The organism is Variovorax sp. JS1663 (assembly GCF_002157355.1).
GTDB lineage: Bacteria > Pseudomonadota > Gammaproteobacteria > Burkholderiales > Burkholderiaceae_C > Variovorax.
In genome coordinates this window covers 25127-45270 of sequence record NZ_LYMK01000025.1, presented here as the reverse complement: position 1 = coordinate 45270, position 20144 = coordinate 25127, and the positions used below count along the sequence as shown (strand labels likewise).

At 66.9% G+C, this 20144-nt stretch carries 20 protein-coding genes; 12 read left to right on the top strand and 8 right to left on the bottom strand.

Going from position 1 to position 20144, the window contains the following annotated elements:
- The first annotated feature begins 552 nt into the window (after positions 1 to 552).
- A complete protein-coding gene (locus A8M77_RS20470) occupies positions 553 to 858 on the top strand; it encodes a GAF domain-containing protein (RefSeq protein WP_143694682.1) in 306 nt (101 codons plus the stop codon).
- 218 nt (positions 859 to 1076) lie between these two features.
- Here the strand turns inward: A8M77_RS20470 and A8M77_RS20465 are convergent, their stop codons facing one another.
- The 3 genes from A8M77_RS20465 to A8M77_RS20455 all read right to left on the bottom strand — a co-directional run bounded on the left by A8M77_RS20465 (position 1077) and on the right by A8M77_RS20455 (position 3296).
- Positions 1077 to 1886 carry an alpha/beta fold hydrolase gene (locus tag A8M77_RS20465; protein WP_086923357.1) on the bottom strand — a complete coding sequence of 270 codons (810 nt, stop codon included), beginning with the start codon at positions 1884 to 1886 and terminating at the stop codon, positions 1077 to 1079.
- Between the two features lie 304 nt (positions 1887 to 2190).
- Entirely contained in the window at positions 2191 to 2973 is a 783-nt protein-coding gene (locus tag A8M77_RS20460) for an SDR family oxidoreductase (RefSeq protein ID WP_086923356.1), read from the bottom strand.
- Entirely contained in the window at positions 2970 to 3296 is a 327-nt protein-coding gene (locus A8M77_RS20455) for a nuclear transport factor 2 family protein (protein ID WP_086923355.1), read from the bottom strand. The genes A8M77_RS20460 and A8M77_RS20455 overlap by 4 nt, the downstream gene beginning before the upstream one ends.
- 102 nt (positions 3297 to 3398) lie before the next feature.
- Between A8M77_RS20455 and A8M77_RS20450 the strand changes: the two genes are divergently transcribed.
- Positions 3399 to 4325 carry a LysR family transcriptional regulator gene (locus A8M77_RS20450; RefSeq protein WP_086923354.1) on the top strand — a complete coding sequence of 309 codons (927 nt, stop codon included), beginning with the start codon at positions 3399 to 3401 and terminating at the stop codon, positions 4323 to 4325.
- Here A8M77_RS20450 and A8M77_RS20445 read toward each other — a convergent pair.
- The 3 genes from A8M77_RS20445 to xdhC form a co-directional block, all read right to left on the bottom strand.
- On the bottom strand, positions 4267 to 5622 hold the full coding sequence (locus A8M77_RS20445) for a glycerate kinase type-2 family protein (protein ID WP_086923353.1): 1356 nt from the start codon (positions 5620 to 5622) through the stop codon (positions 4267 to 4269). The genes A8M77_RS20450 and A8M77_RS20445 overlap by 59 nt on opposite strands.
- 55 nt (positions 5623 to 5677) lie before the next feature.
- Positions 5678 to 6886 carry a urate hydroxylase PuuD gene (locus A8M77_RS20440; RefSeq protein ID WP_086923352.1) on the bottom strand — a complete coding sequence of 403 codons (1209 nt, stop codon included), beginning with the start codon at positions 6884 to 6886 and terminating at the stop codon, positions 5678 to 5680.
- A gap of 292 nt (positions 6887 to 7178) precedes the next feature.
- Positions 7179 to 7982: a xanthine dehydrogenase accessory protein XdhC gene (gene xdhC, locus A8M77_RS20435; RefSeq protein ID WP_086923351.1), complete on the bottom strand. Its 804-nt coding sequence runs from the start codon at positions 7980 to 7982 to the stop codon at positions 7179 to 7181.
- 53 nt (positions 7983 to 8035) lie between these two features.
- Between xdhC and A8M77_RS20430 the strand changes: the two genes are divergently transcribed.
- Positions 8036 to 8569, top strand: a complete 534-nt coding sequence (locus A8M77_RS20430; protein WP_086923350.1) for a hypothetical protein — start codon at positions 8036 to 8038, stop codon at positions 8567 to 8569.
- Here the strand turns inward: A8M77_RS20430 and uraH are convergent.
- The gene (uraH, locus tag A8M77_RS20425) at positions 8554 to 8916 is read right to left on the bottom strand and encodes a hydroxyisourate hydrolase (RefSeq protein ID WP_086923349.1); all 363 of its coding nucleotides are present in this window, start codon (positions 8914 to 8916) and stop codon (positions 8554 to 8556) included. The genes A8M77_RS20430 and uraH overlap by 16 nt on opposite strands.
- Before the next feature lie 74 nt (positions 8917 to 8990).
- Between uraH and A8M77_RS20420 the strand changes: the two genes are divergently transcribed.
- The 8 genes from A8M77_RS20420 (at position 8991) to A8M77_RS20385 (ending at position 18224) form a co-directional block, all read left to right on the top strand.
- A complete protein-coding gene (locus A8M77_RS20420; protein ID WP_086923348.1) occupies positions 8991 to 9668 on the top strand; it encodes a GntR family transcriptional regulator in 678 nt (225 codons plus the stop codon).
- A 13-nt stretch (positions 9669 to 9681) separates the two neighbouring features.
- On the top strand, positions 9682 to 10635 hold the full coding sequence (puuE, locus tag A8M77_RS20415) for an allantoinase PuuE (protein WP_086923347.1): 954 nt from the start codon (positions 9682 to 9684) through the stop codon (positions 10633 to 10635).
- A 1-nt stretch (position 10636) separates the two neighbouring features.
- On the top strand, positions 10637 to 12415 hold the full coding sequence (gene uraD, locus A8M77_RS20410) for a 2-oxo-4-hydroxy-4-carboxy-5-ureidoimidazoline decarboxylase (RefSeq protein ID WP_086923346.1): 1779 nt from the start codon (positions 10637 to 10639) through the stop codon (positions 12413 to 12415).
- A 1-nt stretch (position 12416) separates the two neighbouring features.
- On the top strand, positions 12417 to 13652 hold the full coding sequence (locus A8M77_RS20405; protein WP_086923345.1) for a M20 family metallopeptidase: 1236 nt from the start codon (positions 12417 to 12419) through the stop codon (positions 13650 to 13652).
- 148 nt (positions 13653 to 13800) lie between these two features.
- Positions 13801 to 14724 carry a hypothetical protein gene (locus A8M77_RS20400; RefSeq protein WP_143694681.1) on the top strand — a complete coding sequence of 308 codons (924 nt, stop codon included), beginning with the start codon at positions 13801 to 13803 and terminating at the stop codon, positions 14722 to 14724.
- Positions 14725 to 14733: 9 nt separating this feature from the next.
- Positions 14734 to 15534 (top strand): hypothetical protein, encoded by an 801-nt coding sequence (locus A8M77_RS20395; RefSeq protein ID WP_086923343.1) that lies wholly within the window; start codon positions 14734 to 14736, stop codon positions 15532 to 15534.
- Positions 15535 to 15716: 182 nt separating this feature from the next.
- Positions 15717 to 16748 (top strand): methionine synthase, encoded by a 1032-nt coding sequence (locus A8M77_RS20390; protein WP_086923342.1) that lies wholly within the window; start codon positions 15717 to 15719, stop codon positions 16746 to 16748.
- A gap of 24 nt (positions 16749 to 16772) precedes the next feature.
- Positions 16773 to 18224, top strand: coding sequence for a flavin-containing monooxygenase (locus A8M77_RS20385; protein ID WP_086923341.1), 1452 nt, complete (start codon positions 16773 to 16775; stop codon positions 18222 to 18224).
- 16 nt (positions 18225 to 18240) lie between these two features.
- On the opposite strand, the gene A8M77_RS20380 is transcribed toward A8M77_RS20385, so the two are convergent.
- Complete coding sequence (locus A8M77_RS20380) at positions 18241 to 18549, bottom strand: acylphosphatase (RefSeq protein ID WP_192871647.1); 309 nt, start codon at positions 18547 to 18549, stop codon at positions 18241 to 18243.
- 87 nt (positions 18550 to 18636) lie between these two features.
- Between A8M77_RS20380 and A8M77_RS20375 the strand changes: the two genes are divergently transcribed.
- A complete protein-coding gene (locus A8M77_RS20375) occupies positions 18637 to 20010 on the top strand; it encodes a class II 3-deoxy-7-phosphoheptulonate synthase (protein WP_086923339.1) in 1374 nt (457 codons plus the stop codon).
- Positions 20011 to 20144 lie beyond the last annotated feature (134 nt).

Here is a 20144-nt window from a genome sequence, read left to right as displayed (position 1 = left end):
TTTGACCAAACCCTTGAACGACGCTTGCGCACCGAGTTCTTGGACGAAGCGGATGTTCCTCGAAGATCACAGCAAACGACACGTGGTCCTGATGGTTGGCGCCCACGCCTGGCAGGTGCTGGACCACCGGAATGCCGTGGCGACTCAGTTCATCTTCAGAACCCACGCCCGACTGCATGAGGTTGGGCTGCCCACGACGAGGATGCACATAGGCCCGGTAGATGGAATTGCGTCGATCATCCTTGACGATCAGGTCGTTGAGGGCCGCACCGCCGGGGCCTTCCATCATCGCGCCGTTCGGATTGTCGAAGGTCGGGATGCCCAGCGTGTCAGCGGCGGAGATCATGGCGTTCGCAATCGGTTGCGCCGCGCGAGCGGGAGCGACATGAACCGGGCCGCCGACGCCGCGACGTGTCGAATCGGGCGTGCCGCCGTAGTTCTCCACGCGTCGATAAATCTCGCGACCGATGGTCGCCTGGCGAAGACCGGGCTGGTGAGTGTTGCCAACGCACCAGCAAGTCAGGCGCAGGCTCGTCTCGCCAAGGTCTGGACATGGTGGAGACGCCGCGCAGTTGGGCCTTCTGCAACCATACGGTCCTGCAAAAAGGAATCTTTGAAGTCCGTGACCTCAAAGAACATCCCAGCTTCGCCCTCAACCCTGCAGTAGCGGATGCGCCGCACTTTCGCTTCTATGCAGGCGCGCCGGTCTATGACCCGGACGGTTTTGCCCTTGGGTCGATCTGCGTCATTGACTTCCGTCCCCGCCAGCTGGACAAGAGCCAGAAGCGAACACTGCTGGAACTGGCTGCCATCGCATCCGATGAAGTGAAGCTGCGAGATGTGATGGCCAAGTCCTAACCTTCCCCAATGACGCTGCGCAAAGCGCATCGCCTGGAAACTCTCGCATCACGGTCGGAAGTTTGAGAGTCTGATTGCGCATGCCACGAGCCGGCAAGGCCAGAACCGGTATGACGGCGTGGGGCCAGGAACTCTGCCCAGCATTGGACGGCCTTTTGAAATGGTCCAATGGTCCGGCCTCGATGGCCAATGCTGAGCCTACAGCCGCCAGTCAGCGACTACTGTGACTTTGCGCCGCGATTCGCCGCTTTCGACCCTGCGGGCTCGGCTTCCCGCGCCGCGCGATCGATCACGTCTGCAACGGCCTTGGGCTGTGTCATGAAGACGGCGTGACTGGCTTTGACCTCGGTGACCGTCGCGCCGATGCGCTTCGCCATCTTGTGCAGCATCCGGACATCGAAGGCCTTGTCGTCGGTTGCAATGACCGACCAACTCGGCTTGGTCCGCCAAGCGGCGTGATTGAGCTTGGTGGCAAACACCGACATGTTGATAGGCACCTGTGAGTCCCTCAAGAACGCGGCGTCTGCATCGCTGGCATCGCCGGCGAACCCGATCTTGAACTTGTCCCTGTTGACGAAGCCGAAACCGTCAGCGTGCGTGTCGATGACGAACTCGGGGGCCGAGAAACCGGCGTACTGCTCGGCGGTGGTCTCGCCGGCGTCGGGTGATAGGGCGGAGACATAGACGAGACCGACGACCTTCGGATCGACGCCAGCCTCGGTGATCACGGTACCGCCCCATGAGTGGCCGACCAGGACCGTGGGACCGTCCTGGCGGGCGATCGCGCGCTTGGTTGCCATGACATCGTCGGCGAGAGATGTCAGCGGGTTTTGCACGATGGTCACCCGATAGCCTCGGCCCGTCAGTTCGTTGTAGACACTGCGCCACCCCGAGCCATCGGCGAAGGCACCGTGCACCAGCACGACGTTCTTGGCCTGTATCGGCTGGGCATGCGCGCCACCAATCGGGCCGATGATGCTGGCAGTTGCAGCCGCGGCGACGATGAACTTGCGAATTCCGGTGTTCATTGAAGAGTCCTGTGAAGTTGAAGAGAGTGATCGAAATCGTATGGAAATAGCCGCTTCATAGGGTTGCAAAAAAATCGAACCCGTTGCACCTCTCGCCGTCGTTCGGCCATCAAAGCGGCCATTAATTTCTTCAGGATCCCTATCCACGCAATAAACATGTGTCGCCCAGGTTGCGCTGTCGGGGTCTTCCGGCGATGAACATCTCGGGCACATCACGGCCAGTGCAACTCCTGGCCCCTGACCGAAGGGTTCCCGCACGCGACCGTCGACATTGAGCGGTTCAAGCGGGTGAGGGCGAAGATTCTTAAACCGTGGGAACCGTCCCGCCATCGATCACGTGTTCGGTGCCTGACACCGACGCCGCTCGCGGAGAGACAAGGAAGGCAATCAGGTCTGCGACCTCCTGCGGCTTGGCGGGCCGACCGACCGGAATTCCGCCGAGCCAGTCCATGACAATCTTCTTGCCACCCTCGTAGTCTGTGCCTGCCTGGGCGGCCATTCGCTCGGCGAATGCAACCGAAGCTTCAGTCTCGATCCAGCCTGGCGAGACTCGCAGAACGCGAACTCCTTTCGGCGTGACTTCCTTCGACAAGGATTTGCTGTACGTCGAGAGCGCACCCTTCGCCGCGGCGTAGGCGGTAGTCGACTCGGGAAGCGGAAGCACACGCTGGATCGAGGTCACATGCAGGACGACGCCTGCGCCCTTTGCCAGCATTGCGGGGAGCAGTGCACGGTCGAGTCGAACTGCAGACATGAAGTTCAGGTTCAGTTCGTAGAACCACACCTCGTCATTGAGGGCCGCAAAACCACCTGCCGGTGCGCTCGAGCCTCCGAGGGAATTGATCAAGATGTCCACGCCGCCCCAGCGCTCGGTTACCGCACGCGCAAGCTGCGCTACGCCTTCCGCGGTCGTCAAGTCGGTCTGGACATACGCCACACCCTCGAGAGGCTTCTCGGGAGCAGAGCGTGCAGTCGTCATCACCTGTACTCCGGCATCCTGGAGGCTCGTGACGAGAGCAGCGCCCAAGCCCTTTGTGCCGCCCGTGACCAGGGCACGCTGCCCATTCAGTTGGAGATCGAAGCTCATGCAGTGATCTCCAGCGATGCAATCAGACCGCGTTCGAGTCCAAAGCGACAAGACAGATCGATCGGGCTGCCAGGAAAGCTGCCCGTCACCTGTGCGCGGACGGCATGGAAGCCGTCCTCCCGCTCCAGCGCGAAAGGCACGATGGTTGCGCTGTATTTGGCCGATGCAGCAGCCATGAACGCCTTGATGGCGGCGATGCCCGTGTAGGTGTGGCCGTCGTCCTTCAAGACGGCTTGCGCCGTGAAGCAATGCGCCAATGCCTCAGGGTTGTTCTCAGCCGCGAAATACGCGGCAATTGGCTCGGGAAGGGTCAAGGCGTCCATGTCGATGGCTCCATGTGGTTGATGATGGCCTTAGGATGCGCGCCGGGATCAATGTAGGGAATACTCTAGAATCTAAACGGGCTGTGTAGAACGGAATACATAATGCGCGGGTCCGAATTCGCTGAACTGAAGGCCTTCGCCGCGGTGGTGGAACGCAAGAGCTTTGCCCGGGCGGCAGAGCATCTGGGCCTGTCGCCCTCTGCGCTCAGCCAGACTATTCGACAGCTTGAAGGACGGATCGGCACACGCCTTCTGAATCGCACGACACGAAGCGTCGCGCCATCGGCGAGTGGCGAGCTGCTCTATGGGCGCATAGCCCCGCTGTTTCGAGAGATGGCTGTTGCAGTCGCTGAAGCCAGTGAAGCCGCGGGACACACCACGGGCACGCTTCGAATCAACACGTTGGGGATCGCAGCGAGAACCGTCATTGCGCCCAGGCTTTCACGCTTCCATCAGGCATATCCTGACGTGGTGCTCGACATCGTGGTCGATGACGCGCTGGCCGATATCGTCGTCGGCCGATTTGACGCGGGCATCCGCGTGGGTGGCCAGCTTGAGAAGGACATGATCGCCGTGCGCCTCACGCCAGACCTGAACATGGTTGCCGTGGCGTCTCCCGACTACCTCGCTGGTCGAGGCATACCCAAGACACCCGCCGATTTGCACAACCACGCATGCATCAACTGGCGTCTCCAGATGGACGGCAGGCACTATCGCTGGGAATTCGAAAAAAGGGGGCAACGACTTGAAGTAACGGTGGACGGCCCCGTCGTCACCAATCACGCAGACATTGGCGTTGCTGCAGCGCTAAACGGGCTAGGCATTGCCTATCACTTCGAGCGAGATGGCGTGGGTGAGCTTCTGGCACAGGGCCGGTTGGTCCAAGTTCTGGCGGACTGGTCGATTTCGCGCCCCGGGTTGTTTCTCTATTACCCAAACAGGCAGCATCGACCAGCCGTCCTCGGTGCGTTTATCGACTGTCTTCTGGACAAAGACCAGAGAGCACCAGCAGCGCGCGGAAGTCGTTGACGTTGGTGTGTGTCGGCCCCGTCACGCACAGGTCGCCGATGGCGTCGAAGTAGCCGTAGGCGTCGTTGCGGTCCAGGTGGTCGGCCAGCTTGCGCCCTGCCGCCTCCGCGCGCTTCAGGGTGTCGGGCGTGACGAAGGCGCCTGCGTTGTCCTCGACGCCGTCGATGCCGTCCGTGTCGGCGGCCAGTGCCCACACCTTGGGCTGCCCGGCCAGCGCACCCGCCAGGCCCAGGCAGAACTCGCCCGCGCGCCCGCCCCGCCCCTTGGCCTGGCCAGGCTGCCGGGGGCGGATGGTGACGGTGGTCTCGCCGCCCGAAAGAATCACGCAGGGCTTCGCGAAGGGCGCATCGCGCAGCGCGACGGCACGTGCCAGCGCGCCGTGGACCTTGCCCACTTCGCGCGACTCGCCCTCCATCTCGTCGCTGAGGACGTGGGCCTCGATGCCCGCCGCGCGCGCCGCCGCGGCCGCGGCCTCGAGCGACTGCTGCGGGGTGGCGATCAGATGCACCTCGTGGCCCTTGAACACCGCGTCATCGGGCTTGGGTGTTTCCAGCGCCCCGCTCTCCAGGCCGGCGCGCACGGGCGCCGGCACCTCGATCCCGTAGCGGTCGAGGATCGCCAGCGCGTCGGCGCAGGTGGTGGCATCGGGCACGGTGGGGCCGCTGGCGATCACGGCCGGGTCGTCGCCCGGCACGTCGCTGATGGTGAGCGTCACCACCTTCGCCGGCCCGCAGGCGGCCGCGAGCCGGCCGCCCTTGATGCGCGAGAGGTGCTTGCGCACGCAGTTCATCTCGCCGATGTGCGCGCCCGATTCGAGCAATTGCTTGTTGATGCGCTGCTTGTCGGCCAGCGTCAGCCCTTCGGCCGGCAGCGTCAGCAGCGCCGAGCCGCCGCCGGAGATCAGGCACAGGACCAGGTCGTCCGCCGTCAGGCCCTGCGTGAGCGCGAGGATGCGCTCGGCGGCCTTCAGGCCCGCCTCGTCCGGCACCGGATGCGCTGCTTCCACGATCTCGATGCGCTTCGCCAGGCCTTCCGGGCGCGGCGGGATGTGGTCGTAGCGCGTGACCACCAGGCCCGACAGCGGCGCGTCGGCCGGCCACAGGGCCTCGAGCGCCTGCGCCATCGAGCCGCCGGCCTTGCCAGCGCCGAGCACCAGCGTGCGGCCCTTGGGCGGCTTCGGCAGGTGCGGCCCCATGCTGGCCAGCGGCAGCGCGCGCTCGACCGCGACGCCGTAGAGATATCGGAGGAAATCGCGCGGTGCGGTGCGCGGATCGGGCAGGACCTTGGATGCGTTCATGTGCTTTCAGTCTCCGGGGCCCGATTGTCCACGCGCCGCGTGGCGCCGGGCCTTGCTAGTTCGTCTTGGCGCCCTCTTGGAACCACTTCGAGAGCAATGTCCGCTCGGCATCCGTCATGCCGGTCGAGTTGTTCATCGGCATGATCTTCGTCACCACCGCCTGCTGGTAGACGGCCTGGGCATGGGCGGCGACCTGGTCAGGGGTGTCCAGCCGCACGTTCTTCATCTGCACCTGGGCGCCGTGGCACATGTAGCAGCGCTGCTCCAGCACCTTCTTCACGTCGCCGAAGGCCACCTTCTGCGCAGCGGCGGCGCTGGCCACCGGCGCGGCGGCCGGCTCGGGGCGCATCCAGATGATCGACAGGCCCAGCACCACCACGCCGACCATGGCGTACGGCAGCGGATTGCCGGCGTTGCCCAGCTTGAAGCGGTGCCGCACCACGAAGAACTGCCGGATCGCCGCGCCGCCGAGCATGATCAAGAGCAGCACGAGCCAGTTGTACTTGTGCGTGTAGGTGAAGCTGTAGTGGTTGCTCAGCATCGCGAACAGCACCGGCAGCGTGAAGTAGGTGTTGTGCACGCTGCGCTGCTTGCCGCGCTGGCCGTGGATCGGGTCGACCGGCTTGCCCTCGCGCAGCGCCTTCACGCTCTTGCGCTGGCCCGGGATGATCCAGAAGAACACGTTCGCGCTCATCGTCGTGGCCATCATCGCGCCCACCAGCAGGAAGGCGGCGCGGCCGGCGAACCACTGGCAGGCCAGCCAGGTGGCGAAGGCGATGAAGACCGCCACCAGCACGCCGACGATGGTGTCGCCGTTCTTGCGGCGGCCGAAGATCTGGCAGATGCCGTCGTACACCATCCAGAACACGACGAAGAAGGCCAGCGCCACGCCGATCGCGGCGCCCGGCTGCCAGTCCATCTTCGACTTGTCGATCAGGTAGGTGCTCGCGTTCCACAGGTAGGACATCGTGAACAGCGCAAAGCCGCTGATCCAGGTGGAGTAGCTTTCCCAGAAGGACCAGTGCAGGTGGTCCGGGATCTTCTTGGGCGCCAGCGTGTACTTCTGCATGTTGTAGAAGCCGCCGCCGTGCACCGCCCACTGCTCGCCGCCGACGCCCTTGTCCAGCGATTCGGGGTCCTGCGGCTTCTCGAGGCTGTTGTCCAGCATCACGAAGTAGAAGGAGGCGCCGATCCATGCGATGGCGGTGATGACGTGGACCCAGCGCAGCAGCAGATTGGCCCAGTCGAGGTAGTAGCTTTCCATGTGCTAACCCTGGTTTGGACTGCTCACCACCGCGGGCGCTGTAAGCAGGGAAATGGCCGCGAACGCAGGCTGTGGGTGCCTCGCTCCGCTGCGGCTTGTGGACTGAAGTGTATACACTTTTTGCCTTGAGTTCGAGCAATTTTTTCGCGCATGGCATGCAGGAAAACCCTCGACCGCCACAAGCAAGCTCCGGTCCAGGAACACCGCGGAACCGGCTTTGCCGGGCCGCCGGTGTTGCCCCCGGTGAGGGGGTTGGCGAACCACACGAAGTGGGGGAGCCTGGGGGAGAGCGTCATTGCATCAACAGTTGTGCCGCTACCGCCACGGCGATCACCTCCGGCTCCTTGCCGGTGATGCCGGGCACGCCGATCGGGCAGGTGATGCGCGCCAGCTCCTCGGCCGTGAAGCCGCGCGCTTCCAGCCGGTGGCGGAAGGTGGCCCACTTGGTCTTGCTGCCGATCAGGCCCACGTAGGGCAGGTCGCCCCGCGCGCGCAGCCGCTTGAGGCAGGCGATCACGATGTCCAGGTCCTCGGCATGGCTGAAGCTCATGATCAGTACGCGCGAGCCGGGGGCGACCTGGGCGACCGCGTCCTGCACCGGGTCGGAATGCTCGGTCTCGATCTGCGCCGGCAAGGCGTCGGGGAACACGCCGTCGCGGCTGTCGATCCAGCGCACCTTGAAGGGCAGCGTGGAGAGCAGGCGTGCCAGCGCCGCGCCCACGTGGCCGCCGCCGAAAAGGGCCACCGGTTCCAGGTGCGCCAGAAGCTCCGCCTGCAGCGCCTTGACGTCCGCCGGCCCGATGCGCCGGTACGAGAGGAAGACCACGCCGCCGCAGCACTGGCCCAGGCTCGGGCCGAGCGGGTAACGCCGCACGCCCTGGACGTCCGTGCGGCCGGCCAGGAAGTCTCGCGCCTCGCCGATCGCCTGGAACTCGAGCTGGCCGCCGCCGATGGTGGCCGTCAGGCCATCGGCCCACACCGCCATCCAGGTGCCGGCTTCGCGCGGTGCCGAACCCTGTGTGTTTTCGACTCTCACCAGCACGCCTTCTTCGCCGCGCGCGAGGTGCGCGAGCAGGTCGTCGACCAGACCATTCATCTGCGATACCTCCGGTTGCGGAAGGGCCATGCGCGCACGGTATAAATCCCTGCATGACATTCACGCTGCCCACCACGCCACTGCGCCGCGCCTTCGCGGCCGTCCTGACCACGGCCCTCGGTCTCGTCGGCTGTGGCGGCCTCGGCCCGGCCGGACAGAAGGGCTCCGTGCCCGGCCAGTTGAGCGAGGCCAAGGTCGAACCAGGCTCCAACGCCATCCCGCGGCCCTCGGCTGCCGGCACCCCCCGCGAGTACAGGCAGGACGCCGCGCGCCACATCTATGCACGCAACGCGCAGCGCATCTACGCCGGCAAGCTGCCACCGCTGCTCTATGCGATCGGCACGCTGCAGGTCAACCTCGACGCCAATGGCCGCGTGACCTCGATGCACTGGATGCGCGCACCCCAGCATGCGCCCGAGGTGATCGCCGAGATCGAGCGCACGGTGCTTTCCGCAGCGCCCTACCCGGCCGCCAGCCGCATCGGCAAGCTGACCTGGACCGACACCTGGCTGTGGGACAAGGGCGGGCATTTCCAGCTCGATACGCTCAGCGAGGGACAGCTCTCTCAGTTTCAGGACCCGCGGTAGGTCGAGTAGCTCCACGGGCTGACGAGCAGCGGCACGTGGTAGTGCTGGTCGGGGTTCGCCACGCCGAAATCCAGCGCGACGCGGTTGAGGAAATTCGGTTCCGGCAGCTTCACGCCGCGTGACTTGAAATAGCCCGCGACGTCGAACACCAGCCGGTAGGTGCCGGCCTTCAGCGCGCCGTCGCCATAGAGCGGGCCGTCGCTGCGGCCATCCGAATTGAGGTTGAAGCGCTTCACCAGCGTGGCGCGGGCGTCCTCGCCGGGGCCGTCGGTGGTGTAAAGCGCGACGTCCATGCCGGCCGCGGGGCCGCCGTGCATGGTGTCCAGGACGTGGGTGCTCAAGCCCATGGTGATGCTCCTTCAAGGCATTGGGGAAATTCCGGTGGACAAAAGTGTATACACTTCTTGGCTTTGGGTCTATCATGGAAACCATGGATTCGACCACCACCCGCGCCATCGTGGACGCGCTCACCAAGGCCATCGTCGAGCACAGGCTCCAGCCCGGCAGCAAGCTGGCCGAGCAGAAGCTGGCCGACCACTTCGGCGTGTCGCGCACGCTGGTGCGCCAGGCCTTGTTCCAGCTCTCGCAGAACAAGCTGATCCGCCTGGAGCCCGCCCGCGGCGCCTTCGTCGCGGCGCCGGCGGTGGACGAGGCCAAGCAGGTCTTCGCGGTGCGCCGCATGCTCGAGGCCGAGATGACGCGCGAGTTCGTGCGCACCGTCACGCCCGCCAAGATCAAGGCGCTGAAGGAGCATGTGGCGCTGGAAAAGGCCGCCGTTTCCGGCGAAGACATTTCCGATCGCACCGAGCTGCTGGGCGACTTCCACGTCCGCATGGCGGAGCTCATGGGCAACAAGGTGCTGGCGCAGATCCTCGGCGAGCTCATCTCCCGCTGCGCGCTGATCACGCTGATGTACCAGAGCGCGACCGCCGCGGAGCACTCGAACGACGAGCACGCCGACATCGTCAAGGCCCTGGCCGCCAAGGACGCCGACCGCGCGGTGCAACTGATGACCGAGCACCTGCTGAACGTCGAAGCCAACCTCGTTTTCGACCGCAAGGTCCCCACCCACGACATCTCGGTCGCACTGGCCGCCTGACCCACGCCCTTCCATGAGCACCATCTACGACTCCACCCTGCCCTATGCGCGCGACCTGGTCGGCTACGGGCGCAATCCCCCCCATGCCCAATGGCCCGGCCGCGCGCGCATCGCGGTGCAGTTCGTCCTCAACTACGAGGAAGGCGGCGAGAACTGCGTGCTGCACGGCGACGCGGGCTCCGAGCAGTTCCTCTCCGAGATGTTCAACCCGGCCAGCTACCCGGATCGGCACATCAGCATGGAGGGCATCTACGAATACGGCTCGCGCGCCGGCGTCTGGCGCATCCTGCGCGAGTTCGAGAAGCGCGGCCTGCCGCTCACCGTCTTCGGCGTCGGGATGGCGCTGGAGCGCCATCCCGAGCTGACCACCGCCTTCAAGGAACTCGGCCACGAGATCGCCTGCCACGGCTGGCGCTGGATCCACTACCAGAACATGGACGAAGCCGGCGAGCGCGAGCACATGCGCCTGGGCATGGAAGCGATCGAGAAATTGACGGGCGAGCGCGCCCTGGGCTGGTACACCGGCCGCGACAGCCCGCGCACCCGCCGCCTGGTGGCCGACTACGGCGGCTTCGAGTACGACAGCGACTACTACGGCGACGACCTGCCCTTCTGGATGAAGGTGCAGAAGACCGACGGCAGCGTGGTGCCCCAGCTCATCGTGCCCTACACGCTGGACGTCAACGACATGCGCTTCGCGCTGCCGCAGGGCTACTCGCATGCCGACCCCTTCTTCCAGTACATGAAGGACAGCTTCGACGCCCTCTACGCCGAGGGCGACGAGGCGCCCAAGATGATGAGCATCGGCATGCACTGCCGCCTGCTTGGACGCCCCGGCCGCATCGCGGCGCTGCAGCGCTTCCTGGACCACGTCGCGAAGCACGACCGCGTGTGGGTCTGCCGCCGGCTCGACATCGCGCGCCACTGGAAGGCGACCCATCCTTACTCCGACACGAAGGGAGCCTGACATGGCACTCACCATCGAACAACTGAACGCCGCATCGGCCGACGAGGTCGCCGCGCTGCTCGACGGCACCTACGAGCACTCGCCCTGGATCGCGCAGCGCGCCGCCGCCGCGCGGCCCTTCCGTTCGCTGGCGCATCTCAAGCATGCGCTGGTGCAGGCGGTGGCGCAGGCCTCGGCGGAGGAACAGCTGGGCCTGATCCGCGCCCACCCCGAGCTGGCGGGCAAGGCCATGGTCAGCAAGACGCTGACCGCGGAATCCACGCACGAGCAGGGCAAGGCCGGCCTGACCGAGTGCACGCCCGACGAGTTCGCGAAGATCCAGCAGCTCAACGCCGACTACAACGCGAAGTTCGGCTTCCCCTTCATCCTCGCGGTGCGCGGGCCGCGCGGCACGGGCCTGCCGAAGCGCGAGATCATCGACACCTTCGAGCGCCGGGTGCACCACCATCCGGACTTCGAGCGCGCCGAGGCGCTGCGCAACATCCACCGCATCGCCGAGATCCGGCTGGACGACAAGTTCGGCGTCACGCCCACCCTGGGCAACGACGTGTGGGACTGGCAGGAGCAGCTCGCCACGCACACCGACCCGGGCTATGCCGAGAAGGGCCAGCTCACCGTCACCTACCTGACCGAGGCACACCGCGCCTGCGCGCAGATGATCGCGGGCTGGATGCGCGACGCCGGTTTCGACAGCGTCAAGATCGATGCGGTGGGCAACGTGGTCGGCCGCTACGATGGCGCGACGCCCGACGCGAAGACCCTGCTGACCGGCTCGCACTACGACACCGTGCGCAACGGCGGCAAGTACGACGGGCGCCTGGGCATCTTCGTGCCCATCGCCTGCGTGCGCGAACTCAAGCGCCAGAACCGCCGGCTGCCCTACGCCTTCGAGGTGGTGGGCTTCGCCGAGGAGGAAGGCCAGCGCTACAAGGCCACCTTCCTGGGCTCGGGCGCACTGACCGGCCACTTCGACCCCAAGTGGCTGGACCAGAAGGACGCCGACGGTATCACCATGCGCGAGGCCCGGAAGATCGCCGGCCTGAAGGAGGAGGACATCCCCAAGCTCCAGCGCGATCCGTCGAAGTACCTGGGCTTCGTCGAGGTCCACATCGAGCAGGGCCCTGTCCTCAACGAGCTCGACCTGCCGCTGGGCATCGTCACGTCCATCAACGGCGGCGTGCGCTACGTCGGCGAGGTGATCGGCATGGCCAGCCACGCCGGCACCACGCCGATGGACCGCCGCCGCGACGCCGCCGCCGCGGTGGCCGAGCTGATCCTCTTCGCCGAGAAGCGTGCCGCCAAAGACGGCGACTCGGTCGCCACCGTCGGCATGCTGGAAGTGCCCAGCGGCTCCATCAACGTGGTGCCGGGCCACTGCAAGTTCAGCCTGGACATGCGTGCGCCCAACAACCCGCAGCGCGACGCGCTGGCCGCCGACGTGATCGCCGAGCTGAAGGCCATCTGCGAGCGCCGCGGCGTGCGCTACACGCTGGAGGAAAGCATGCGCGCCTCCGCCGCACCGAGCGCGGCCGACTGGCAGCAGCGCTGGGAGAAGGCAGTCGACACGCTGGGCGTGCCGCTCTTCCGCATGCCCAGCGGCGCCGGCCACGACGCGATGAAGCTGCACGAGGTGATGCCCCAGGCCATGCTCTTCGTGCGCGGCATCAATTCCGGCATCAGTCACAACCCGCTCGAATCGAGCACCAACAACGACATGCAGCTGGCGGTGGAAGCCTTCCAGCTCCTGCTCGACAACCTCGCTGCTGAAAAGGCGCACTGACATGACCACGAGTACCGACTACGACAAGATCGACGCCTGGATCGACGCCCATTTCGACGAAGAGGTGCGCTTCCTCCAGCAGCTGGTGCGCGTACCCACCGACACGCCGCCCGGCAACAACGCGCCCCATGCCGAGCGCACCGCCGAGCTGCTCGAGGCCTACGGCTTCGCGGCCGAGAAGCACGTGGTGCCCGCGCAGGAAGTGAAGGACTACGGCCTGGAATCGATCACCAACCTCATCGTGCGCCGCCAGTACGGCGGCGGCGGGCGCACCGTGGCACTGAACGCACACGGCGACGTCGTGCCGCCCGGCGAGGGCTGGACCCACGACCCCTACGGCGGTGAGATCGAGGACGGCCGTCTCTACGGGCGCGCCGCGGCGGTGAGCAAGAGCGACTTCGCCACCTTCACCTTCGCGCTGCGCGCGCTCGAGGCGGTGGCCAAGCCGGCCAAGGGCGGCATCGAGCTGCACTTCACCTACGACGAGGAATTCGGCGGCATCCTCGGCCCGGGCTGGCTGCTGAAGAACGGGCTGACCAAGCCCGACCTGATGATCGCCGCGGGCTTCAGCTACGAAGTGGTGACGGCCCACAACGGCTGCCTGCAGATGGACGTGACGGTGCACGGCAAGATGGCGCATGCCGCGGTGCCCACCACCGGCGTCGATGCGCTGCAGGGCGCGGTGCACATCCTCAACGCGCTCTACGCGCAGAACCAGCTCTACCAGCAGGTCACGTCGAAGGTCGAGGGCATCACGCACCCCTACCTCAACGTCGGCCGCATCGAGGGAGGCACCAACACCAATGTCGTGCCCGGCAAGGTGAGCTTCAAGCTCGACCGCCGCATGATTCCCGAGGAGAACCCCGTGGAGGTCGAGGCCACGATCCGCCAGGTGATCGCCGACGCGGCCGAGCAGTGCCCCGGCATCTCGGTCGAGATCCGCCGCATCCTGCTGGCCAACTCGATGAAGCCGCTGCCCGGCAACAAGCCCCTGGTCGACGCGATCCAGAAGCACGGCCACCAGGTCTTCGGCGAGCCGATCAAGGCCATGGGCACGCCGCTGTACACCGACGTTCGGCTGTACGTCGAGGCCGGCATTCCCGGCGTGATCTACGGCGCCGGCCCGCGCACCGTGCTCGAATCGCATGCCAAGCGCAGCGACGAGCGCTTGGTGCTGGAAGACCTGCGCCGCGCGACCAAGGTGGTGGCGCGCACGCTGCACGACCTGCTGGGCTGACGCCGAATCGTCCGCCCGATCGGCCCGCCCGCGACCGGCGTCGCGCGCGGGCCGATTTGCTTGGAGCACGCAGGCTCCTTTCAATGGAGGATGTGCGGCTGCGCACGACGGCGTAGCTTCGCCCTGTCGCACGCAACGAGTGGCTGCCATGTCCCCCTCCGTATTCGCCCGCATGCTCGTACTGGGGCTTCTGTGTCTGCTGGCCGGGGGCTGCGCGACCTACCGCAATGTCTCCCAGCTCGAGGCTGGCCCCGGGTTGGAATTCGTCCCGGGAGAGATGGAAGCGCATCGCAAGGCCCAGGACCAGGTGCTGGCGGAACTGTACCTGCTAGCCCAGGTAGCGGCCCCGGCGCCGGGAAACACAGATTGGGATCTGGTCGTTGCCGCCGGCATGGACTACGCAGATCGCAAGTGCGAGAGCTACATGCATGCGCTGTTCCGCCTCAATCGCGACAGGCGGACCGTGGTGTCGGAGATCGGCCTGCTCGGCGCGGCCGCGGCCGGCGTGATGGCGGCGGCGAAATCCGCAGCCAGGGACGTATCCATCGTGGCCATCGCCTTCGGATTGGCCGGCGCGACCGTGGACAACCTCAGCAGCAACTTGCTGTATGACCTCGACCCCTCGTCTGTGCGAAGCATGGTCCGCACCTTGCAAGAGAACTACCGCAAGAATCTTCAACCCGGCTACAGGAACCGGCCGGCGGCCATGAGCGCGATCCGCAGCTACGCCATCCTGTGCGTGCCGTCCAATATCGAGGCGGAGGTCAATCTCTCCGTCAAGAAGGCCGAGCCTTCGGTCGACAAGGGAGACCCATCGAAAGGCCAACCGCCCAGCGTCACGAACGCCGTGACAGTGGTCACCTCCGACGAGGCTTTTCGCAATGACGACAGCGGCATGCTGCTGCGCAATTTCGTCTTTCCCAACGGTCGCGTTGATGTCGAGCGGCGCCGCGAACTCGAGAAGTATCTCGCCGACCGGGGCATCCGCGTGAGCGTCGTGAGTTTCATCCGCGGCGCCAGCTTCGCCCAGGAGCGCGCGAAAGCGGCGGCCTTCTTCAGACTCGACCGCTAGGAACATGCCATGAGCTCACAGGAAATACTGCGCGACGTGCCGGCCGAAGAAGTCGACCAAGTGACGTCGGACTTCCAGGCCATCGGTGCCACGGTGACCAGGACGATGCAGCCCAACGGCATGTTCACCGTGACTGCCAACTTCGATGGCGCTGTCCATCTCGCCCCGGTCGCCACGGACAGCGAGGCCGAGTCGCTGGCGATCCTGCCTTCGTCGCCCGACGCACCACTGCCCCCGATCGCGAAATCGACGGACTTTGCCGACATCGCGGCGGAGTACCGCATCTACTTCGACCGCTGCCAGGTGCGGCCCGAGCGCGCGGCCGCGGTCCAGAAACAGGTGGCCCGGCTGCTGGCCAGCGCCCCACGCTACCGTGCGCTGGGCGAGAAGCTGGGGATGCCTTGGCATTTCATCGGCATCATGCATGCGCTCGAAGCCAACATGAACTTCAACGGCCACCTGCACAACGGCGACCCGCTCACGGCACGCACGATCCATGTTCCGGCCGGGCGGCCGCAGTCCGGCAATCCGCCGTTCCGATGGGAAGACAGTGCGCGCGACGCCCTGGCCATGAAAGGCTACGTCGGCCAGACCGACTGGAGCGTGGCGCGCATGCTGTTTCGCTGGGAAGCCTTCAACGGCTTCGGGTACCGCCGGCGCGGGCTGCCGTCGCCCTATCTCTGGAGCTTCTCGCCTGTCTATGTCAAGGGTCGCTTCGTCGCGGACCATGTGTTCGATCCGGAGAGCGTGTCGAAGCAGTGCGGCGCGGCCGTGCTGCTGAAGATGCTGCAACAGGACGCCATGGCCTGACATCGGCCCCGGATGGACCCGCGTCACCTGTCCCCGCGAACCGGGGACAAGCTTGTGGACAACCGCCGGAACAACTCGCACAAGCCTTGTCCTGCAAGGCCTGCGGCCGGATTGCCTGTTCAACGAGCAGCCGGTGCGCGTTGGGTTTACGCTCGGGCCTCCGCCGTCCACGAGGAGCCCCCATGCCGCGCCCCCTCTTCCCTGCCACCATCGCAGGCAGCCTGCCCAAGCCCGCCTGGCTGGCCGAAACGCAGAAGCTCTGGCCGGCCTGGAAGCTCGAAGGCGCCGAGCTTGCCCAGGCCAAGGCCGATGCCACCCTGCTGTGGATCAAGGCCCAGGAAGACGCGGGCCTCGACGTGATCGGCGACGGCGAGCAGTCGCGCCAGCATTTCGTCCACGGCTTCCTGGAGCAGGTCGAGGGCATCGACTTCGAGCACCGGGTGAAGATGGGCATCCGCAACAACCGCTACGACGCGATGGTGCCGCAGGTGATCGGGCCGCTGCGGCTCAAGGGGCGCGTGCACGAGGCCGAGGCGCGCCTGCTGCGCGCCCACACGCAGCGCCGCACCAAGTTCACGCTGCCGGGGCCGATGACCATCGTCGACACGGTGGCCGACCGGCACTACGGCGATCGCGTCGCACTCGCCATGGCCTTCGCCGAGCTGCTGAACCAGGAGGCGCTGGCGCTGGAGGCCGACGGCATCGACGTCATCCAGTTCGACGAGCCGGCCTTCAACGTCTACATGAAGGAGGCCGCGGACTGGGGCGTGCGGGCGCTGGAGCGCGCCGCGCAGGGGCTGCGCTGCACCACGGCGATCCACATCTGCTATGGCTACGGCATCCAGGCCAACATCGACTGGAAGGCCTCGCTGGGCGAGGAATGGCGCCAGTACGAGGCGGTCTTCCCGGCCCTCGCGAAGAGCCGCATCGACCAGGTGAGCCTCGAATGCTTCCACTCGCACGTGCCGGCGCAGCTGATGGCGCTGCTGGAGGGCAAGGACGTGATGGTCGGCGTGATCGACGTCGCCAGCGATGCGGTGGAGACGCCCGAGCAGATCGCCGACACCATCGGCGAGGCGCTGCGCTACGTGCCCAGGGACCGGCTCCTGCCCTGCACCAACTGCGGCCTGGCGCCGATGGAACGCGAGATCGCGTTGAAGAAGCTGCAGGCCCTGGCCGAAGGCGCGCGCCTCGCGCGCGAGCGCTACGCCTGAGGCGCGGCGCCACGGAGTCGCCGCATGGCCGATGAGTTCGTCGATGTGCTGATCGTGGGTGCCGGGCTGTCCGGCATCGGGGCCGCCTGCCACCTGCAGCGGCGGTGTCCCGGCCACAGCGTCGCGATCATCGAGGCGCGCCAGTCGCTGGGCGGCACCTGGGACCTGTTCCGCTACCCCGGCGTGCGCTCCGATTCCGACATGTACACGCTGGGCTATGCCTTCCGCCCCTGGACCGGCGACAAGGCCATCGCCGACGGCCCCACCATCCTGCAGTACCTGCGCGACACCGCGCGCGAGCACGGCATCGAGCAGCGCATCCGCTACGGCCACCGCCTGCGTCGCGCGGCCTGGTCTTCCGAGGATGCCGCGTGGACGGTGGAGATCGAGCGCGAGGGGCAAGGCCCGCTCCACCTGCGCTGCAGCTTCCTGCTGATGTGCGTCGGCTACTACGACGATGCGGAGGGCTACACGCCCGAGTTCGCGGGCCGCGGGGATTTCAAGGGCCGCATCGCGCATCCCCAGCACTGGGATGAAGACATCGCGTACGACGGGAAGCGGGTGGTCGTGATCGGCAGCGGCGCCACCGCGGTGACGCTGGTGCCCGCGCTGGCCGAGCGCGCGGCTCACGTGACCATGCTGCAGCGCTCACCGAGCTACATGCTGTCCCGCCCGTCCGCGGACCCGCTGGCCCGCTGGCTGCAGCGCGTCGCGGGAACCCGTGCAGGTCATGCGATGTCTCGCTGGAAGAACGTGCTGCTGGCCATGTATGTCTTCCGCCTGTGCCGGGGCCGGCCGGAGGCTGCGCGGTCGATGATGATCAAGCTGGTGCGCCGCCAGCTCGGACCCGACTACGACGTCGCCACGCATTTCACGCCCCGCTACAACCCCTGGGAGCAGCGCCTGTGCCTGGTGCCCGACGGCGACCTGTTCAAGGCCATCCGCGCGGGCCGCGCGAGCATCGTGACCGACCGCATCGATCGCTTCACCGAGACGGGCCTGAAGCTGGCGGGCGGCACCGAGCTGCCGGCGGACCTGGTGGTTACCGCCACCGGGCTGAAGCTCAAGTCGCTCGACGCACTCGAGGTCAGCGTCGACGGCCGCCGGCTCGCATCGGGCCAACTGCTCAGCTACAAGGGCCTGATGTTCGCCGGCGTGCCGAACCTGGTGTCGGTCTTCGGCTACACGAATGCCTCCTGGACGCTGAAGGCGGATCTGGCCGCCATCTTCGTCTGCCGCCTGCTGCGGCACATGCGGCGCACCGGCGCACGCCAATGCGTGCCGCAGACGGACGACCCGTCCATGCCCCTCGCGCCCTGGACCGATTTTTCCTCGGGCTACTTCGAGCGCGCGCTGGACACGCTGCCCAAGCAGGGTCTGCACAAGCCGTGGAAGCTGAACCAGAACTACGTGGCGGACCTGCTGAGCCTGCGCTTCGGGGCGCTGGAAGATGGAGTGATGCGCTTTTCGGCCTGAGGTGGGCTGCGCGCGCCTACATCGTCGGCAGCCGCCCGAAGCCTTCCAGCCGCGGCGACGGCACCCCCGCCGCCTCCACCTCGAGCGCATCGACCCGCGCCCCCGGAACGCCGGCGCGCAGCCAGGCGCACATCTGCGCGAGCTGCTGCGGTGCGCCCTGCAGCAGGGCCTCGACCGAGCCGTCATGTCGGTTTCGCACCCAGCCGGCGATGCCGTGCCGGCGCGCGTAGCGGACGCAGTTCTCACGAAAGCCCACGCCCTGCACCACGCCGCGCACCCGCACGAGGCGGGCCTCTTCGGCGACGTTCCCGTTCCTGGCATCCATCGCGCGATTGTTGATCAAGCCGGCGCGCCACGGTGGCATGCGCCGCGCTATCCTGCGTCGCATCGAACGTGCACGAAAGGCGCAGCGATGAACACGGTCGAACCCCGGGCGCCCTGGTCGCCGCAAAGCTGGCGGCAGTTCCCCGCGGCACAGATGCCACGCTACGCGGACGCGAGCGCGCTCGACGGCGCGCTGCGCCAGTTGCAGGGCTGGCCGCCGCTGATCTTCGCGGGCGAGGCGGCGACGCTGCGCCAGCGCCTGGCCGACGTGGCGCACGGCGATGCCTTCCTGCTGCAGGGCGGCGACTGCGCCGAAAGCTTCGAGGACCTGCGGACCGAGGCGGTGCGCGACTCCTTCCGCGTGATCCTTCAAATGGCGGTGTTGCTGACCTTCGCGGCCGCCTGCCCGGTGGTCAAGGTGGGGCGGATCGCGGGGCAGTTCGCCAAGCCGCGCTCTTCCGAGGTCGAGTCCGACGGCACCCTCACCCTGCCCTCCTACCGCGGCGACATCGTCAATGGCGCCGAGTTCAGCGCCGATGCGCGCGAGCCCGACCCCCAGCGCCTGCTGCGCGCCTATTCGCACTCGGCCGCCGCGCTCAACCTGCTGCGCGCCCTGGCCCAGGGCGGCTTCGCGGACCTGCACGAGGTGCACCGCTGGACCGCGGACTTCGTGCGCCGCAGCCCTCAGGGCGAGCGCTTCGAGGCCGTGGCACAGAGCATCGGCGAGGCCCTGGCCTTCATGGAGGCCTGCGGCTTCGATGCACGCCGCACGCCGCAGGTCAAGGAAGTGGAGTTCTTCACCTCGCACGAGGCCTTGCACCTGCACTACGAGGAGGCGCTGACGCGCCGCGACGAAAGCACCGGTCGCTGCTACGGCGGGTCCGCGCACATGCTGTGGCTGGGCGAGCGCACGCGCGCGCTGGACGGCGCGCACGTGGAGTTCCTTCGGGGGATCGACAACCCGCTCGGGATCAAACTCGGTCCGAGCGCCACAGGCGAGGACGTGCTGCGCCTGCTCGATGCCCTGGACCCCGACAACGCACCCGGCCGCATCGTCCTGATCACCCGCATGGGCGCCGAGACGCTGGCCGAGCGGCTGCCCGCGCTGATCGAGACCGTGCAGCGGGCACAGCGCACCGTGGTGTGGTGCTGCGACCCGATGCACGGCAACACAGTGACCACCGCCTCCGGCTACAAGACCCGCGACTTCCGGCGGATCCTCGCGGAGGTGCGCAGCTTCTTCGCCGTGCACGCAGCGGCCGGCAGCTACGCGGGGGGCGTGCATTTCGAGATGACCGGGCAAGACGTCACCGAATGCACCGGTGGTGCCCAGGGCCTCACCGAGGCCGCCTTGTCCGAGCGCTACCACACCGCCTGCGACCCGCGCCTCAACGGCTCGCAGAGCCTGGAACTGGCCTTCCTGATCGCCGAAACGCTGAAGGCACGCCGCCGCGGCGCCTGAACCGGCGCCACCACCTCCCCGGGTAAACCCCGATCTTCGGATCGTGATTCGGGCTTGATTGCACGCATTTTTTGTATACAAATATAGGGTGCAATCACCGAACCGGACATACCGTCCGGAAACCCGCCACCCGC

Bases quoted from the DNA above. Each gene is read 5' to 3' on its own strand.
- A8M77_RS20470 (WP_143694682.1), top strand. From the start codon at position 553: ATGGTGGAGACGCCGCGCAGTTGGGCCTTCTGCAACCATACGGTCCTG.
- A8M77_RS20465 (WP_086923357.1), bottom strand. From the start codon at position 1,886: ATGAACACCGGAATTCGCAAGTTCATCGTCGCCGCGGCTGCAACTGCC.
- A8M77_RS20460 (WP_086923356.1), bottom strand. From the start codon at position 2,973: ATGAGCTTCGATCTCCAACTGAATGGGCAGCGTGCCCTGGTCACGGGC.
- A8M77_RS20455 (WP_086923355.1), bottom strand. From the start codon at position 3,296: ATGGACGCCTTGACCCTTCCCGAGCCAATTGCCGCGTATTTCGCGGCT.
- A8M77_RS20450 (WP_086923354.1), top strand. From the start codon at position 3,399: ATGCGCGGGTCCGAATTCGCTGAACTGAAGGCCTTCGCCGCGGTGGTG.
- A8M77_RS20445 (WP_086923353.1), bottom strand. From the start codon at position 5,622: ATGAACGCATCCAAGGTCCTGCCCGATCCGCGCACCGCACCGCGCGAT.
- A8M77_RS20440 (WP_086923352.1), bottom strand. From the start codon at position 6,886: ATGGAAAGCTACTACCTCGACTGGGCCAATCTGCTGCTGCGCTGGGTC.
- xdhC (WP_086923351.1), bottom strand. From the start codon at position 7,982: ATGAATGGTCTGGTCGACGACCTGCTCGCGCACCTCGCGCGCGGCGAA.
- A8M77_RS20430 (WP_086923350.1), top strand. From the start codon at position 8,036: ATGACATTCACGCTGCCCACCACGCCACTGCGCCGCGCCTTCGCGGCC.
- uraH (WP_086923349.1), bottom strand. From the start codon at position 8,916: ATGGGCTTGAGCACCCACGTCCTGGACACCATGCACGGCGGCCCCGCG.
- A8M77_RS20420 (WP_086923348.1), top strand. From the start codon at position 8,991: ATGGAAACCATGGATTCGACCACCACCCGCGCCATCGTGGACGCGCTC.
- puuE (WP_086923347.1), top strand. From the start codon at position 9,682: ATGAGCACCATCTACGACTCCACCCTGCCCTATGCGCGCGACCTGGTC.
- uraD (WP_086923346.1), top strand. From the start codon at position 10,637: ATGGCACTCACCATCGAACAACTGAACGCCGCATCGGCCGACGAGGTC.
- A8M77_RS20405 (WP_086923345.1), top strand. From the start codon at position 12,417: ATGACCACGAGTACCGACTACGACAAGATCGACGCCTGGATCGACGCC.
- A8M77_RS20400 (WP_143694681.1), top strand. From the start codon at position 13,801: ATGTCCCCCTCCGTATTCGCCCGCATGCTCGTACTGGGGCTTCTGTGT.
- A8M77_RS20395 (WP_086923343.1), top strand. From the start codon at position 14,734: ATGAGCTCACAGGAAATACTGCGCGACGTGCCGGCCGAAGAAGTCGAC.
- A8M77_RS20390 (WP_086923342.1), top strand. From the start codon at position 15,717: ATGCCGCGCCCCCTCTTCCCTGCCACCATCGCAGGCAGCCTGCCCAAG.
- A8M77_RS20385 (WP_086923341.1), top strand. From the start codon at position 16,773: ATGGCCGATGAGTTCGTCGATGTGCTGATCGTGGGTGCCGGGCTGTCC.
- A8M77_RS20380 (WP_192871647.1), bottom strand. From the start codon at position 18,549: ATGGATGCCAGGAACGGGAACGTCGCCGAAGAGGCCCGCCTCGTGCGG.
- A8M77_RS20375 (WP_086923339.1), top strand. From the start codon at position 18,637: ATGAACACGGTCGAACCCCGGGCGCCCTGGTCGCCGCAAAGCTGGCGG.